This window comes from Pseudomonas sp. GP01-A4 (assembly GCF_058780865.1).
Window position 1 is genome coordinate 82,940 of record NZ_JBYSWF010000012.1, and the last position, 16,442, is coordinate 99,381.

Sequence of the window (16,442 nt, forward strand, 5' to 3'; positions counted from 1 at the left end):
TAATGGAGGCGTTGATGAAAACGCTTTGGCAACACTGCCACGTTGCAACCATGGCCCAGGGCAACTACTCGATCATCGAGGACGCCGCCATTGTTACCTCGGGCACGCTCATCGAGTGGATCGGCCCGCGCGCCGATCTGCCGGATGCGAACTACGCAGCCACCCATGACCTGCAAGGGGCGTGGGTCACGCCCGGGCTGATCGACTGCCACACCCACACGGTGTTCGGCGGCAATCGCAGCGGCGAGTTCGAGCAGCGGCTGCAAGGCGTGAGCTACGCCGAGATCGCAGCGGCCGGTGGCGGTATTGCCAGCACCGTGCGCGCCACGCGTGCGGCGAGCGAAGATGAACTGTTTGCCAGCGGCCACAAGCGCCTGCGCAGTTTGCTGCGCGACGGTGTAACCACCGTCGAGATCAAGTCCGGCTACGGCCTGGACCTGGCCAGCGAGCGCAAGATTTTGCGGGTGATCCGTCGCCTCGGCGCCGAGTTGCCGGTCAGTGTGCGCAGCACCTGCCTGGCGGCGCATGCGTTGCCGCCGGAGTACGTGGACCGGGCCGATGCCTACATCGATCACATCTGCACCGAAATGCTCCCGGCGCTGGCAGCGGAAGGCCTGGTGGACGCGGTCGACGCCTTCTGTGAGTACCTGGCGTTCTCACCGGAGCAGGTGGAGCGCGTGTTCATCGCCGCCCGGAAACTTGGCTTGCCGGTAAAACTGCACGCCGAACAGTTGTCGTCCCTGCACGGCTCCAGCCTGGCGGCGCGGTACCAGGCGCTGTCGGCGGACCACCTGGAATTCATGACCGAGGAAGACGCCATCGCCATGGCCGCTTCCGGCACCGTCGCGGTGCTGCTGCCGGGCGCGTTCTACTTCCTGCGGGAAACCCAGTTGCCGCCGATGGATGCCCTGCGCAAGCACGGCGTGAAGATCGCGATCGCCAGCGACCTCAACCCGGGCACCTCGCCGGCGTTGTCGGTGCGCCTGATGCTGAACATGGCCTGCACCCTGTTCCGCATGACCCCGGAAGAAGCCCTGGCCGGCGCCACGCAACACGCGGCCACCGCCCTGGGCCTGGGCAACAGCCATGGCTCGCTGGAAGTGGGCAAGGTCGCGGATTTTGTCGCCTGGCAGATTGATCGTCCCGCCGACCTGGCCTACTGGCTGGGTGGCGAGCTGGATAAACGCGTCGTGCGCCACGGCGTCGAAGTCACCGTTTAAGGAGTACCGCTGTGGATAAGGTTCTGAACTTCAAACAAGGCCGTGTGCCGCTGCTGATCAGCATGCCCCACGCGGGGCTGCGCCTGACGCCGGCGGTGCAAGCCGGGCTGATCCCCGAGGCGCAAAGCCTGCCGGACACCGACTGGCACATTCCCACGCTGTACGACTTCGCCGAAGCGCTGGGCGCCAGCACCCTGGCGGCGGAGTATTCGCGCTTTGTCATCGACCTGAACCGGCCTTCAGACGACAAGCCGCTGTACGTTGGCGCAACCACCGGCCTGTACCCGGCGACACTGTTTGACGGTGTGCCGCTGTTCCGCGAAGGCCTGGAACCGTCCAAGGCCGAGCGCGCCACGTACCTGGAGCAGGTGTGGACGCCGTATCACCGCACTTTGCAGAACGAACTGGCCCGGCTCAAGGCCGAGTTCGGTTATGCGCTGCTGTTTGATGCGCACTCGATCCGCTCGGTGATCCCGCACCTGTTCGAAGGCAAGCTGCCGGACTTCAACCTCGGCACCTTCAACGGCGCGGCCTGCGATCCGCAGCTGGCCAGCGAACTGGAAGCCATCTGTGCCGGCCACCCGCAGTACAGCCATGTGCTCAACGGGCGCTTCAAGGGCGGGCACATCACCCGTCACTACGGCAACCCGGCCGAGAACATTCACGCCGTGCAGCTGGAGTTGGGGCAGTGCACCTACATGGAAGAGTTTGAGCCCTTCCGTTATCGCGCCGACCTGGCCGAGCCGACGCGGGTGGTGTTGAAGGAACTGCTGGAAGGGTTCCTGGCGTGGGGCAAGCGGCATTACTCCTGAGTGGCGTCGCTGCTGAGATAGCTTTCGCGAGCAAGCCCGCTCCCACATTCGACCGTGTTTCTTCAGGAGGAACACGGTCGAATGTGGGAGCGGGCTTGCTCGCGAAGAGGCCCTCAACAGCAACACACCTCCCAAGTCGTCTGTGTGCAAATCCCTGTCGCCACAGTTCGCTTTGATCAAGGTCTCGCTGGGTAAGGTGTTGGGCACGGCGCGTCAGACGCCACTCCCACAATAAAAACTGCCGAGTGAGACCGCATCGATGAAAAGACTGTTCAACCGTTGTCTGTTGATTCTCACCGGCGCCGCACTCTTGAGCGCCAATGCGATGGCTGCCGACCCGGCCTCGTGCAAGGTCGTGCGCATGGGCGTGGTCAGCTGGACTGACGTGATCGCCACCAGCGGCATGGCCGACGTGCTGCTCAATGGCCTGGGCTATGACAGCAAGCAAACCAGCGCCGTGCAGCAGATCATCTTTGCCGGCATCCGCGACAAGCGCCTGGATATATTCCTGGGCTACTGGAAACCGGCGATGGACAACAACATCGCGCCATTCCTCGCGGCCAAGCAGGTCAAGGTGTTCGACAAGCCGAGCCTGTCCGACGCCCAGGCGACGCTGGCGGTGCCGCAGTACGTTGCCGACGCCGGCTTGAAAACCTTTGCCGACATTGCCCGCTTCAAGGACAAGCTGGGCGGCAAGATCTATGGCATCGAGCCGGGCAGCGGTGCCAATACCGATATCCAGAAAATGATCGACAGCAACCGCTTTGGCCTTGGCGGCTTCAAGCTGGTGGCGTCCGGCGAGGCAGGCATGCTGGCGGCGGTGCAGCGGGCAGTGAATCGCAAGGAGTTCGTGGTGTTTGTCGGCTGGACCCCGCACCCGATGAACATCAACATGAAAATGGCGTACCTGACCGGCAGTGAAGATGTGTTCGGTGCCAACGAAGGCATGGCCACGGTCTCCACGGTGACGGCGCCGGATTACGCCGAACGTTGCCCCAATGTGACACGCCTGCTGGAGAACCTGACCTACACCGCGGCCCAGGAAAGCCAGTTGATGGTGCCGATCATGGACCGCAAGACGCCGCAGGATGTGGCCAGACAGTGGCTGCGCGACAATCCCGAGGATTTGCAGCGCTGGCTGGCGGGTGTAACGACCCTGGATGGAAAAGACGGCGTGGCGGCGGTGCAGGCCAGCCTCAAGCCCTGAGCAAATGAAGATCAAAATGTGGGAGCGGGCTTGCTCGCGAATGCGGTGGGTCAGCCACACAAGTATTGACTGATACACCGCATTCGCGAGCAAGCCCGCTCCCACATTGGATTCGTGGCGGCTGTTAAATCCTTATCTTCAGGACGATCCTTCGATGTCCCATTACCCGATTTCCGCGCAGATGTGCGCCTTCGTCGAAAAAACCGAATCCTTCACCAGCGACGACACATCGCTGGCCGGATTGCGCCGAGGCTATGACCGCATGTGCCAGGCGTTCACCCCGGCGCGGCCCGAAGGGTTACAGGTGTCAGACGTTTCCCTGGGTGGCGTGGGCGTACGCATTTATCAACCGGCGACGCCAACCCCTGATAGCGGCTGGCCATGCATCCTTTATATGCACGGTGGCGGCTGGGTGGTCGGCGGCCTGGATTCCCATGACTTCATGTGTGCTGAGCTGGCCGACTCACTGCAAGTGCTGGTCATCGCCATCGATTACCGCCTGGCACCCGAACACCCGTTTCCGGCCGCCTTTGAGGATTGCCGTGCGGTCTGGCAGGCGATCCAGGTGGGCGAAGCGCCCCAGCCGATCAACCTTCGGCGTCTGGTGGTGGCTGGTGACAGCGCCGGCGGTAACCTGGCGGCGGCCCTGTGCCTGGGCCTGCGGGATGACCATCAGCCGCAGCCCCTGGCGCAAGTCCTGATCTACCCCGGCCTGGGCGGCCCCGCCGACCTGCCGTCCCGCCGCGATTGCGTCGACGCGCCATTGCTCAGTACCGCCGACACCGAGTGCTACCTCGCCCTTTACCTGCGTGGGCCGGACAAGCCGTCGCCCTACGCCATGCCATTGCTGGCCGTGGATTTCAGCGGGTTGCCGCAGGCTTTGATCGCTGTCGCCCAGTTCGACCCGTTGCGGGACGACGGCATGCTCTACGCCGAACGCCTGCAAGGCGCCGGGGTGGCGGCCACGCTGTATCCCGGCAAAGGCCTGGTTCACGGCTGCCTGCGGGCCCGGGGCCAGGTGTTGGAGGTCGACCGGCTGTACGTTTATCTGCTGGACTACCTGCGTGGTGTTCTGCTGACACAGGTCTAGGTCCACGAGGACATGCTCATTGCACAATTCGGGTTTATGATGCCAGACGGCAAAATAATAGACGTCCCCCCAGGGATGAACTCGACCCCTTACGGAGCGCGCAATGCAGACTTTGTACCCGCAGATCAAACCCTACGCCCGGCACGATCTGGCCGTCGATGAAACCCACGTCCTGTACGTCGACGAAAGCGGTTCCCCGGAAGGCTTGCCCGTTGTGTTCATCCATGGCGGCCCCGGCGCCGGGTGTGATGCCAATAGCCGCTGCTATTTCGATCCTAATCTGTACCGAATTGTTACTTTTGATCAGCGTGGCTGCGGGCGCTCCACCCCACGGGCCAGCCTGGAAAACAACACCACCTGGGACCTGGTGGCCGACCTTGAGCGGATTCGCGAACACCTGGGCATCGAAAAATGGGTGCTGTTCGGCGGTTCCTGGGGCTCGACCCTGGCCCTGGCCTACGCGCAAACCCACCCGGAGCGTGTGCACGGCCTGATCGTGCGGGGCATTTTCCTGGCCCGCCCCCAGGACATTCAGTGGTTCTACCAGGCTGGCGCCAGCCGGCTGTTCCCCGATTACTGGCAGGACTACCTGGCGCCCATCCCGGCGGAGGAGCGGCACGACCTGCTCAGCGCCTACCACAAGCGCCTGACCGGCAACGACCAGATCGCCCAGATGCACGCCGCCAAGGCCTGGTCCACGTGGGAAGGGCGCATGTTGGGCCTGTGCCCGAACCCGCAATTGATCGAGCGTTTCTCCGAACCCCAGCGCGCCCTGTCGATTGCCCGTATCGAATGCCATTACTTCACCAATAACTCGTTCCTTGAACCTGACCAGTTGATCCGCGACATGCACAAGATCGCCCACCTGCCTGGCGTAATCGTGCATGGCCGCTACGATATGATCTGCCCGCTGGACAATGCCTGGGAGCTGCATCAGGCCTGGCCCAACAGTGAGCTGCAGATCATCCGCGAGGCCGGCCATGCGGCTTCCGAACCCGGAATTACCGATGCGCTGGTGCGTGCGGCGAGTGAAATGGCACGGCGCCTGCTTGATTTGCCGCCTGAAGAAGCATGAAGGGCCTTTTGCAACGGGTGCGCGGCGCCCGGGTCGAGGTAGAGGGGCAGGTGGTCGGGGCGATAGACCAGGGTTTGCTGGTGCTGGTGGCTGTCGAGCCTTCGGACACGCAAGCCAGCGCCGACAAGCTGCTGCATAAGCTGCTTAACTATCGGGTGTTCAGCGACGACGAGGGCAAGATGAACCTGTCCTTGAAAGACATTGGCGGCGGTTTGCTGCTGGTGTCGCAGTTCACCCTGGCGGCAGACACCAAGAGTGGGCTGAGGCCGAGCTTCTCCACGGCGGCACCGCCGGCGTTGGGCGAGGCGCTTTTCGACTATCTGCTGTTACAAGCGCAACAATTGCATGGCACGGTAGCGGCAGGGCGTTTTGGCGCTGATATGCAGGTGCATTTGGTCAATGATGGGCCGGTCACCTTCCTGTTACAGACGTGAATGTACTGAAAACGACTTGTGATGCCCAAAAAACCGGGTTTTCGCTACAAATACTTCGCTGACCCTGATGCGTTGTCACGCGGGCTACTAGATAATCGCGCGCTACGGGGATCAGCGTTAATTGGTCCATTTTTGACTTAGGTAGAGACTTGTCCGATAGCCATTGGGGAATCATTTAGCCCCATGGGAGTCGGAACAATGCTCGCCAACCTGGCATATAGATAGCTGGCCGTTGGTTTTTTGATCTGTTTTCGGCGAGGGTTGCTCGTGATTGTTAGTCCCTGTAATGCACCAAAATTGTCTGCCAAACGGTTACGAAACGTACTGGTGACGGGCTCTGCCCTGTTTTGCCTGTTCGGCGCGGGTCAACTGTGGGCATTCAGTCTGGATGATGTGTCGGCCAAGGCAAAAGAGCTGGCCGGGCAGAAATACGAAGCTCCGCGCAGCAATTTGCCGAACGAATTCCGCGAAATGAAATTCGCTGATTACCAGAAAATTCGTTTCCGCAACGAAAAAGCCGAGTGGGCCGATCAGAACACCCCGTTCAAGCTGTCCTTCTACCACCAGGGTATGCATTTCGATACACCGGTGAAAATCAACGAAGTCACCGCCGACAGCGTTCAGGAAATCAAGTACGACCCGTCCCGCTTCGATTTCGGCGACGTCAAGTTTGATCCCAAATCCACCGAACAGCTGGGTTATGCCGGTTTCCGTGTGCTGTACCCGATCAACAAGGGCGACAAGCAAGACGAAATCATGACCATGCTCGGCGCCAGCTATTTCCGCGTCGTGGGCAAGGACCAGGTCTACGGCCTGTCTGCCCGCGGCATGGCGATCGACACTGCGTTGCCGTCCGGCGAAGAATTCCCGCGTTTCACCGAGTTCTGGATCGAGCGTCCAAAACCGGGTGAGAAACAGCTGGTGATCTACGCCCTGCTGGATTCGCCGCGGGCCACCGGCGCTTATCGCCTGATCCTGCGCCCGGGTACCGACACCATCGTCGACGTCAAATCCCAGATGTACCTGCGTGACAAGGTCACCAAGCTGGGCATCGCCCCGCTGACCAGCATGTTCCTGTTCGGCGCCAACCAGCCGTCCAAGGTCCTCAACTACCGTCGCGAGCTGCACGATTCCAGCGGCCTGTCGATCCATGCCGGCAACGGCGAGTGGATCTGGCGCCCACTGAACAACCCCAAACACCTGTCGGTCAGCAACTTCACCGTGGAAAACCCGCGTGGTTTCGGCCTGCTGCAACGCGGCCGCAACTTCAGCCACTACGAAGACCTCGACGACAACTACGACAAGCGCCCAAGCGCCTGGATCGAGCCTGAAGGCGATTGGGGCAAGGGCTCCGTCGACCTGGTAGAGATTCCGACCGCCGATGAAACCAACGACAACATCGTTGCGTTCTGGAGCCCGGAAACACTGCCGGAGCCAGGCAAGCCGCTGGACGTTGCCTACCGCCTGCACTGGACATTGCAAGACGCCGAGTTCCATTCGCCAGAAAGCGCCTGGGTCAAGCAGACCCTGCGTTCCACCGGCGACGTCAAGCAATCCAACCTGATCCGTCAGCCAGACGGCAGCGTGGCTTACCTGGTGGACTTCGAGGGCCCGTCCCTGAAGAAACTCCCAGCTGACGCACCGGTTCGCAGCCAGGTCAGCGTGGGCGACAACGCCGAAATCGTTGAAAACAGCGTGCGCTACAACCCGCACACCCAAGGCTGGCGCCTGACCCTGCGCATGAAGATCAAGGACGCAGGCAAGCCGACTGAAATGCGCGCTGCTCTGGTTCAGGACATCGTGCAGCCGGAACCGGAGAAGGTTTCGACCCAAGTGTTGAAAGCCGACAAAGTACTGGCTAAACAGCACGAGAAAGCGGCCAAGAAAGACGCCAAGGACAAGGACGCCAAGCAGCCGGAAGCGGCTGCCCCAGCCACACCACTCCCTACCCAGGATCAGGCCAAGACAGAGCAAGTCCTGACCGAAACCTGGAGCTATCAGTTGCCTGCCGATGAGTAATTCTCAAGTCCAGCCAGAGACTCTTGCCGAGTACCTGGCGCATCTACCGATGACCGATGAGCAGCGCGCCGAACTGGCGGGCTGCGAGTCCTTCAGTGAATTGCACAAGCGCCTGTCATCGTCCACGTTCGACGCGCCTGCCGACGCTGCCCAGGCATCGGTAGGCGCCCGGCTGACCCTCAACACTGCCGAAGAGCTGCAAGACGCCGAAATGCTGGTGCTCGACGCCAGCGGCCGGGTTTGCCTCAAGGCCACGCCGCCGATCCGTCGGACCAAGGTCGTGCCTGAGCCGTGGCGCACCAATATCCTGGTGCGTGGCTGGCGCCGCCTGACCGGCCGCACGAATCCACCGGCCCCGCCGAAGGATGAGCGCGTACTGCCGGCCGCCCGCTGGCGCACCGTCGGTTCGATCCGTCGCTATATCCTGCTGGTGCTGATGCTCGGCCAGACGATCGTTGCCGGCTGGTACATGAAAGGCATCATGCCGTACCAGGGCTGGTCCTTCGTCGACTTTGACGAGATCCGCAACCAGACCCTGCTGCAAACCGCGACCCAGGTACTGCCTTACGCCCTGCAAACCAGCATCCTCGTGCTGTTCGGGATTCTGTTCTGCTGGGTCTCGGCCGGTTTCTGGACCGCGCTGATGGGCTTCCTGGAACTGCTGACCGGTCACGATAAATACCGTATCTCCGGTAAAAGTGCCGGTGACGAGCCGATTCCGAAAGACGCCCGCACCGCCCTGGTCATGCCGATCTGCAACGAAGACGTGCCCCGGGTATTTGCCGGCCTGCGCGCGACGTTCGAATCGGTGGCTGCCACCGGTGACCTGGACCGTTTCGACTTCTTCGTCCTCAGCGACAGCAACGAGGCCGACATCTGCATCGCCGAGCAGCAAGCCTGGCTCGACGTGTGCCGCGAAGCCGGTGGCTTCGGCAAGATCTTCTATCGCCGCCGTCGCCGTCGCGTCAAACGCAAGAGCGGCAACCTCGACGACTTCTGCCGTCGCTGGGGCGGTGACTACAAGTACATGGTGGTGCTCGACGCCGACAGCGTGATGAGCGGCGAATGCCTGACCAGCCTGGTGCGCCTGATGGAAGCCACGCCGGATGCCGGGATTATCCAGACCGCGCCACGTGCGTCGGGCATGGATACCCTGTATGCGCGCATGCAGCAGTTCGCCACCCGGGTGTACGGCCCGCTGTTTACCGCCGGTCTGCACTTCTGGCAGCTGGGTGAATCCCACTACTGGGGTCACAACGCGATCATCCGCATGAAGCCGTTTATCGAGCACTGCGCCCTGGCGCCGTTGCCGGGTAAAGGTGCGTTTGCCGGTGCGATTCTTTCCCACGACTTCGTTGAAGCGGCGCTGATGCGCCGTGCCGGCTGGGGCGTGTGGATTGCCTACGACTTGCCGGGCAGCTACGAAGAGCTGCCGCCGAACCTGCTGGACGAACTCAAGCGTGACCGTCGCTGGTGCCACGGCAACCTGATGAACTTCCGCCTGTTTTTGGTAAAAGGCATGCACCCGGTGCACCGTGCGGTGTTCCTCACCGGCGTGATGTCGTACCTGTCGGCGCCGTTGTGGTTCTTCTTCCTGGTGCTGTCCACGGCCTTGCTGGCGGTCAACACACTGATGGAGCCGCAGTACTTCATGGCGCCGCGCCAGTTGTATCCGTTGTGGCCACAATGGCATCCGGACAAGGCGGTGGCGCTGTTCTCCACCACCATCGTGCTGCTGTTCCTGCCTAAATTGCTGAGCATCATCCTGATCTGGGCCAAGGGCGCGAAAGAGTTCGGCGGCAAGTTCAAGGTGACCCTGTCGATGCTGCTGGAGATGCTGTTCTCCATGTTGCTGGCGCCGGTGCGGATGATTTTCCACACCCGTTTCGTACTGGCCGCGTTCCTCGGCTGGGCGGCGACCTGGAACTCGCCACAGCGTGACGACGACTCCACACCATGGAGCGAGGCAGTCAAGCGCCACGGTCCGCAGACCCTGCTCGGCTTCTTCTGGGCGCTGCTGGTGGTGTGGTTGAACCCAAGCTTCCTGTGGTGGCTGGTGCCGATCGTCGGTTCGCTGATGCTGTCGATTCCGGTGTCGGTGATTTCCAGCCGGGTCAAACTGGGCCTCAAGTCTCGCGACGAGAGCCTGTTCCTGATCCCCGAGGAATACAATCCGCCCCAGGCGCTGTTGTCGACCGACAAGTACACCCACGAAAACCGTTGGCATGCGCTCAATGACGGTTTTGTGCGGGCGGTGGTCGATCCGCAGCAGAACGCCCTGGCGTGCGCCTTGGCAACTTCCCGTCACGGGCAGGCGGAGCCGATTGAGTGGCTGCGTGTTGACCGGGTTCGCCACGCGTTGAAAGTCGGCCCGGCCGGCCTCAACAACGGTGAACGCCTGGCCTTGCTCAGCGACCCGGTCGCCCTGGCACGCTTGCACGAGCAGGTCTGGAGCGAAGGCCACGCCGAGTGGCTGAGCGCCTGGCGCGAATCGGTCAAGGCCGATCCGCATGCGCCATTGCTGCCATTGAAGCCGCTGTCGTCCCAGGCTCAACCGGCCTGATTCCGACGCCCCCGAGGTGCCACCTCGGGGGCGTTTGCGATAACCGTCCTACGTTGTTTTTCCCTTCTGCTGTATCGCGCTAACTCCTTGTTATTTCGAAACAAAAGACCCTTCTCCGAGGCATATTGCCGTGCCTGCGAGTGGGTTAGCATCGCCCCCCAAATCTGACTCGAAGCCTGCGGCTTACGCGATCTTGCGCGTGGCCGGGTGTGGGAGTGTTTAATGGAACAGGGGCTTTTTTCATGATCAAAAGGTATTTGTCGATGCTGCTGCTCGGCATCGTCACATTTTCCCACGGTTACCTGGCGCATGCCGGAGCCATAGATGAGGCCGTTCGGCGGGGGGTGTTGAAAGTCGGCACCAATCCGGCCTACGTGCCCTTTGAGATGACCGACAAGAAAGGCCGGATCGTCGGGTTTGAAATTGACCTGCTTCGGGAGATGAGCAAGGCGCTGGGGGTCAAGCTGGAGCTGGTTTCGGTACCGTATATCGACCTGATTCCCGGCCTGCTGGCCAGCCGGTTCGACCTGATCGGCAGCGGCATGACTGTCACGCAGGAGCGCAACCTGACCCTCAATTTCAGCGACTCGTTCATCATCGTCGGCCAGACCGTGCTGCTGAACCCTCGGTTGGCCGACAAGGTCCAGAGCATCGAGGACTTGAACGAGGCCGGTTACCGGATCGTGGCCGCCGAAGGCACCACAGGCGAGGCGGCGGCGAAAAGGTTTCTCGGCACTGCACGGCTGCGCAGTTTTCCAACACCTGAAGAAGGCGTGCGCCAGGTGGTGGAGGGCAAGGCCGATGCGTTTATCCATGATGCGCCGTATAACCTGATCGCCATTACCAAGCCCCAGAACAGTGCGCTGTTGGCGCTGGAGCAACCCTTCACCTACGAGCCCCTGGCGTTCGGCTTGAAAAAGGGCGATTACGACAGCCTCAACTGGATCAATCATTTCCTCAACCAGGTGGCCCAGGACGGCACCTACGATCGGCTGCATGACAAGTGGTTCAAGGACTCGGGTTGGATGGCGGAAGTGGGCTGGTAGTCATAACTGCTTACACATCAAGCAATTGGCTGGGCCGTGGGTCGAGGTGTCTAGCCATGCCTTTCTCTGCACGGTTGTGGGGCTTTTCTGTCATACCTTGGCAACAAATCCCGGCGAAACCTTTGTACCCGGCGGTGAGTGAGTTAGGATCGCACCCCGAAATGGTGCAGCCCTTTTGCGCGCCGACCTCACAAGAAAATGAGTTCAGGGGACTTGATGATGAAAAAGTATCTTTCGATGCTGCTGCTGGGCGTCACCGCACTGGTGGCGGTCAACGCGGCACATGCCGGCGCCATCGATGATGCGGTCAAGCGCGGTACGCTGAAAGTCGGCATGGACCCGACCTACATGCCGTTCCAGATGACCAACAAACGCGGTGAAATCATCGGCTTTGAAGTCGACATCCTCAAGGCCATGGCCAAGTCGATGGGCGTGAAGTTCGAGCCGATTTCCACCGGTTACGACGGCATCATCCCGGCCCTGTTGACCGACAAGTTCGACATGATCGGCAGCGGCATGACCCTGACTCAGGAACGCAACCTGCGCCTGAACTTCAGCGAACCGTTCATCGTGGTCGGCCAGACCCTGCTGATCCGCAAGGAGCTGGAGGGCACCATCAAGTCCTACAAAGACCTGAATGACGAGAAATACCGCCTGACCTCCAAGCTCGGCACCACCGGCGAGATGGTGGCCAAGAAGCTGATCTCCAAAGCCAAGTACCACGGCTATGACAACGAGCAGGAAGCTGTTCTGGACGTGGTCAACGGCAAGGCTGACGCCTTCGTCTATGACGCCCCGTACAACGTGGTGGCCGTGAACAAGGTCGGCGCCGGCAAACTGGTGTTCCTTGATCAGCCGTTCACCTTTGAACCCCTGGCGTTCGGCCTGAAGAAGGGCGACTACGACAGCATCAACTTCATCAACAACTTCCTGCACCAGATCCGCAACGACGGCACCTACGATCGCATCCATGACAAGTGGTTCAAGAGCTCTGAGTGGCTCAAGGACATGGAATAAGGTTGGCTTAATACCGAGTCGAGCCCTTCGCGAGCAAGCCCGCTCCCACATTAGATCGCGGTCGAAATGTGGGAGCGGGCTTGCTCGCGAATAGGGCCTGCCAGGCGATACACATCCCGGAACCTGAAATGAAACAGAAAAAAGCCCAATGGCCCTGGCACCTGCTGACGGTGCTGGTGCTGGTCGGCCTGGCCGGCGCGTTGTATTACGCCACCTCGCTGATGTCCTACGAATGGCGCTGGAACCGCGTGCCGCAGTACTTCGTCTACCAGGCCGAAGAATCCCAGCGTGCGTCGGACATTTCCACCGTCAGCGAGTTGGTACGCAAGGGCGATGTGGCTGACGTCACCCTGCGTAATGACGAGGGCAACGAACAGCACCTGACCGTGGCCGAGAACAGTCTGCAAGTGGCCAAGGGCGATGACGTGGCCGAGGGCGATGTGGTCGGCGTCACCCGGCATTGGGCTGCGGGCCCTCTGCTGTGGGGCTTGTGGACTACGTTGTGGCTATCGGTGGTGTCCGGGGTGCTGGGACTGTTGATCGGCCTGGCGACCGGATTGTGTCGCCTGTCGAACAACCCGACTTTACGCGATCTGTCGACGATCTACGTCGAACTGGTACGCGGTACGCCGTTGTTGGTGCAGATCTTCATTTTCTATTTCTTTATCGGCACGGTGCTCAACCTGTCCCGGGAATTCGCCGGGATCGCCGCGCTGTCACTGTTTACCGGCGCGTATGTGGCGGAAATCATCCGTGCCGGCGTGCAGTCGATTGCCCGTGGGCAGAATGAGGCGGCACGTTCCCTGGGGCTCAGTGCTGGCCAGTCGATGCGCCACGTGGTGTTGCCGCAAGCCTTCAAGCGCGTGCTGCCGCCCCTGGCCGGGCAATTTATCAGCCTGGTCAAGGACACATCCCTGGTGTCGGTGATCGCGATTACCGAGCTGCTCAAAAGCGGCCGCGAGGTCATCACCACCTCGTTCTCGCCGTTCGAAATCCTGTTCTGCGTCGCAGGCCTGTACCTGCTGATCAACCTGCCGCTGTCGAAAATCGCCAGCCGGCTTGAGCGGAGGCTCGCGCAAAGTGATTGAAGTCCGCGATCTGGTAAAAGTCTTCGACACCCGTGGCCACGTCGTGCGCGCGGTGGATAACGTGACCACGCAGGTGGCCAGGGGTGAAGTGCTGGTGGTGATCGGCCCGTCCGGTTCCGGCAAGTCGACGTTCCTGCGCTGCCTTAACGGCCTGGAGGAATTCGATTCCGGCTCGGTAAGCATCGACGGCCTGCAACTGGCAGACCCGAAGACCGACGTGAACGCCTATCGCCGTGAAGTCGGCATGGTGTTCCAGCACTTCAACCTGTTCCCCCACATGACCGTGCTGGAAAACCTCTGCCTGGCGCAAAAAGTCGTGCGCAAGCGCGGCAAGAAAGAGCGCGAGGCCAAGGCCCTGGCGCTCCTGGAGAAAGTCGGCATTGCCCAGAAAGCCCACGAGTTCCCGTCGCGGCTTTCCGGTGGCCAGCAGCAACGCGTCGCGATTGCCCGCGCGCTGGCGATGGAGCCCAAGGTGATGCTGTTTGACGAGCCCACCTCGGCCCTGGACCCGGAAATGGTCGGCGAAGTGCTGGACGTGATGAAGACCCTGGCCCTGGAAGGCATGACCATGGTCTGCGTCACCCATGAAATGGGCTTTGCCCGGGAAGTGGCTGATCGCGTGCTGTTCTTCGATCACGGCAAACTGTTGGAGGACGCCGCCCCGGCGCAATTCTTCGATGCGCCGAAGGACCCTCGCGCCCAAGCCTTCCTGCGCCAGGTTCTATAAATGCGTGGGAATGCTTCTTGTGGCGAGGGAGCTTGCTCCCGCTGGGCTGCGTAGCGGCTCCCAAAAAAGATAGGAGCGCTGCGCACTCCAGCGGGAGCAAGCTCCCTCGCCACAGGTTGGGTTTTTCAGACCTTGAACTTGCCCACCCACACCTGCAAATCCGCCCCCAGGCGCGCCAGTTCGACACTGGCCGCCGCAGTGTCCTGACTCGCGGCCCAGGTCTGTTCCGACACATCCTTGACCTTCAACACGCTGCGATTGATCTCCTCGGCGACTGCGGTTTGTTCCTCGGCGGCAGCGGCAATCTGCGGGTTCATCTCCTGAATCACTGACACGGTACGGGTGATACCCGCCAGTGCCTCTCCTGCGCGGCGGGTCAGTTGCACGCTGTTGTCGGTGAGGCTGCGACTGTTGTCCATGATGTCGGCCACCTGCTGCGTGCCCCGGTGCAGGCCGCTGATCAACTCCTCGATTTCCTCGGCCGACTGCTGGGTGCGTTGTGCCAGGCTGCGCACTTCATCGGCGACCACGGCAAACCCCCTGCCGGCTTCGCCTGCGCGGGCCGCCTCGATCGCGGCGTTGAGGGCCAGCAAGTTGGTCTGTTCCGATACCGACTTGATCACCTCCAGCACGCTGCCGATCTTCCGGCTTTCCTGTTGCAGGCCTTGCATGGCCTGGCTTGAACGCGCCATCTCCTGAGCCAGGTGCTCGATGTGGGTAATGGCCTCAGCCACCACCTGATCGCCCTGGCCCGCCTGCCGGTCGGCCTCGGCAGCAGCCAGCGACGCTTGCTCGGCATGGCGCGCAACTTCCTGGGAGGTGGCGAGCATCTCGTTCATGGCGGTGGCCACCTGTTCGGTTTCCTGCTTCTGGCCGTCGACCCCGTCGCGGGTTTGCTCTGTGACCGCCGAGAGTTGCTCGGCGGCGCTGGCGATCTGCTGGGCGCTGTCGCCGATGCCGCTGATCAAGCCCCGCAGGTTGAGGGTCATTTGCCCGATGCTGCGCTGCAACTGCCCCAGTTCATCCTGGCGCGAGGCCTGGATGTCGTGGCTCAGGTCACCTTCGGCAATCCGGTTGGCCACGGACAGGGCCTGGCGCAGTGGTGCGACGATCTGGCCGGCGATCAACCAGGCGGCCACGACGCCGAGCAACAGCGCCGCTGCAGTAACGTTGAGCAGCAGGGTGCGGGCGAGGCTGGCTTCGTTGTCACGCTTGGCGGTCTGGTCCTGGCTCAGCAGGTCGCTTTCCGTGAGCAATTGATCCAGCCACTGTTCAAGCTGGTTCTGGGTGGTTTCGGCGCTGAGTTGGGCGTCCTTGAGGCGTGTCAGGTGAGTCCGAAAATCGAGCAGAACTTTTTTCAGGGCGCTGGCGTCAACCGGCAGCGCGCCTACCGCCGCCTGGGCGCCATCCAGGGCCAGTAGCGCATCACCCACGCCCTTGGCATAGGCGTCCAATGACGCAGCCGCCCAGGCGGGGCTCTGGGCGCGGTCTTCGGCTTGTTCCAGGGCCTGGCGCAATTGTTCCACGGCATCGAGGGCCTTTTCATCGTCTTGATTGGGCAGGTTGCTCGACAGTTCAGAGAGGCTGTCACTGCCCTGGACTGAGCTGCGCTTGAGCTGTTCACGGGCGTTTTCACGTTGCTTGATCAGCCCCTCCAGGCCGCTTAAGGCGGTCTTGAAGCTGGTGACGAAGCGTCGGCTTTCCTGCAGCTGTTGTTGGTTGACCGGGTCGGTAAATCGCGGGGAAAGATCCACCAGGAACTGGTCGATCTTGTCCATGTGCAGCTCTATTTTGGACAGGCTGGCCGGGTCGTTAAGGGTGCGATAGACGATGCGATCAGCGCGCAACTCTTCGCCGACGACTGCCAATTGCGAGAGCAGCGTGAGTTTTTGGGAGCGCTCGAGGGATGCGCTCAAGGCTTGCCAGCCGGTAGAGGCGATGATCAGGCTGAGGCTGAGCACCAGGCCAAAGCCCAGGGCAAGTTTGAGGCTGATGCTGATGTTTCCGAGCAGGCGGGTCAGTGGACGAAACATGGTGAACCTCCAACGAATCAAAAGGAGCGTCTCAAGCGTCCGGCCAACAATGGTCAGGGGAGTTGAAACGCTACTTTTATTCGGCGCCAGGTGTGTGATCCACGACCTGAA

At 61.6% G+C, this 16,442-nt stretch carries 12 protein-coding genes and 1 pseudogene; 12 read left to right on the forward strand and 1 reads right to left on the reverse strand.

Annotated elements, in window-relative coordinates:
- Window positions 1-14 precede the first annotated feature (14 nt).
- The 12 genes and pseudogenes from hutI (at window position 15) to AC3WKX_RS10300 (ending at window position 14,298) form a co-directional block, all read left to right on the forward strand.
- The gene (gene hutI, locus AC3WKX_RS10245; protein ID WP_102605844.1) at window positions 15-1,220 is read left to right on the forward strand and encodes an imidazolonepropionase; all 1,206 of its coding nucleotides are present in this window, start codon (window positions 15-17) and stop codon (window positions 1,218-1,220) included.
- An 11-nt stretch (window positions 1,221-1,231) separates the two neighbouring features.
- Window positions 1,232-2,032, forward strand: coding sequence for an N-formylglutamate deformylase (gene hutG, locus AC3WKX_RS10250; protein WP_087692905.1), 801 nt, complete (start codon window positions 1,232-1,234; stop codon window positions 2,030-2,032).
- A gap of 259 nt (window positions 2,033-2,291) precedes the next feature.
- The gene (locus AC3WKX_RS10255) at window positions 2,292-3,239 is read left to right on the forward strand and encodes a choline ABC transporter substrate-binding protein (RefSeq protein ID WP_008439284.1); all 948 of its coding nucleotides are present in this window, start codon (window positions 2,292-2,294) and stop codon (window positions 3,237-3,239) included.
- A gap of 154 nt (window positions 3,240-3,393) precedes the next feature.
- Window positions 3,394-4,329: an alpha/beta hydrolase gene (locus AC3WKX_RS10260; protein WP_102605845.1), complete on the forward strand. Its 936-nt coding sequence runs from the start codon at window positions 3,394-3,396 to the stop codon at window positions 4,327-4,329.
- 103 nt (window positions 4,330-4,432) lie between these two features.
- Window positions 4,433-5,404 carry a prolyl aminopeptidase gene (pip, locus tag AC3WKX_RS10265; protein WP_008439282.1) on the forward strand — a complete coding sequence of 324 codons (972 nt, stop codon included), beginning with the start codon at window positions 4,433-4,435 and terminating at the stop codon, window positions 5,402-5,404.
- Window positions 5,401-5,838 carry a D-aminoacyl-tRNA deacylase gene (gene dtd, locus AC3WKX_RS10270; protein ID WP_087692908.1) on the forward strand — a complete coding sequence of 146 codons (438 nt, stop codon included), beginning with the start codon at window positions 5,401-5,403 and terminating at the stop codon, window positions 5,836-5,838. The genes pip and dtd overlap by 4 nt, the downstream gene beginning before the upstream one ends.
- Window positions 5,839-6,105: 267 nt before the next feature.
- Entirely contained in the window at window positions 6,106-7,857 is a 1,752-nt protein-coding gene (locus AC3WKX_RS10275; RefSeq protein ID WP_008439280.1) for a glucan biosynthesis protein G, read from the forward strand.
- Window positions 7,850-10,425, forward strand: a pseudogene (mdoH, locus tag AC3WKX_RS10280) (glucans biosynthesis glucosyltransferase MdoH); the annotation flags it as partial. The gene AC3WKX_RS10275 and the pseudogene mdoH, both read left to right, overlap by 8 nt.
- A gap of 237 nt (window positions 10,426-10,662) precedes the next feature.
- Entirely contained in the window at window positions 10,663-11,466 is an 804-nt protein-coding gene (locus AC3WKX_RS10285) for a transporter substrate-binding domain-containing protein (protein ID WP_102605846.1), read from the forward strand.
- A 219-nt stretch (window positions 11,467-11,685) separates the two neighbouring features.
- The gene (locus AC3WKX_RS10290) at window positions 11,686-12,483 is read left to right on the forward strand and encodes a transporter substrate-binding domain-containing protein (protein WP_003209284.1); all 798 of its coding nucleotides are present in this window, start codon (window positions 11,686-11,688) and stop codon (window positions 12,481-12,483) included.
- A 128-nt stretch (window positions 12,484-12,611) separates the two neighbouring features.
- Window positions 12,612-13,571 carry an amino acid ABC transporter permease gene (locus AC3WKX_RS10295; RefSeq protein ID WP_003209286.1) on the forward strand — a complete coding sequence of 320 codons (960 nt, stop codon included), beginning with the start codon at window positions 12,612-12,614 and terminating at the stop codon, window positions 13,569-13,571.
- Window positions 13,564-14,298: an amino acid ABC transporter ATP-binding protein gene (locus tag AC3WKX_RS10300; RefSeq protein WP_087692909.1), complete on the forward strand. Its 735-nt coding sequence runs from the start codon at window positions 13,564-13,566 to the stop codon at window positions 14,296-14,298. Before AC3WKX_RS10295 ends, AC3WKX_RS10300 begins: the two co-directional genes overlap by 8 nt.
- Before the next feature lie 125 nt (window positions 14,299-14,423).
- Here the strand turns inward: AC3WKX_RS10300 and AC3WKX_RS10305 are convergent, their stop codons facing one another.
- The gene (locus tag AC3WKX_RS10305; protein WP_102605847.1) at window positions 14,424-16,331 is read right to left on the reverse strand and encodes a methyl-accepting chemotaxis protein; all 1,908 of its coding nucleotides are present in this window, start codon (window positions 16,329-16,331) and stop codon (window positions 14,424-14,426) included.
- Between the last annotated feature and the right edge of the window lie 111 nt (window positions 16,332-16,442).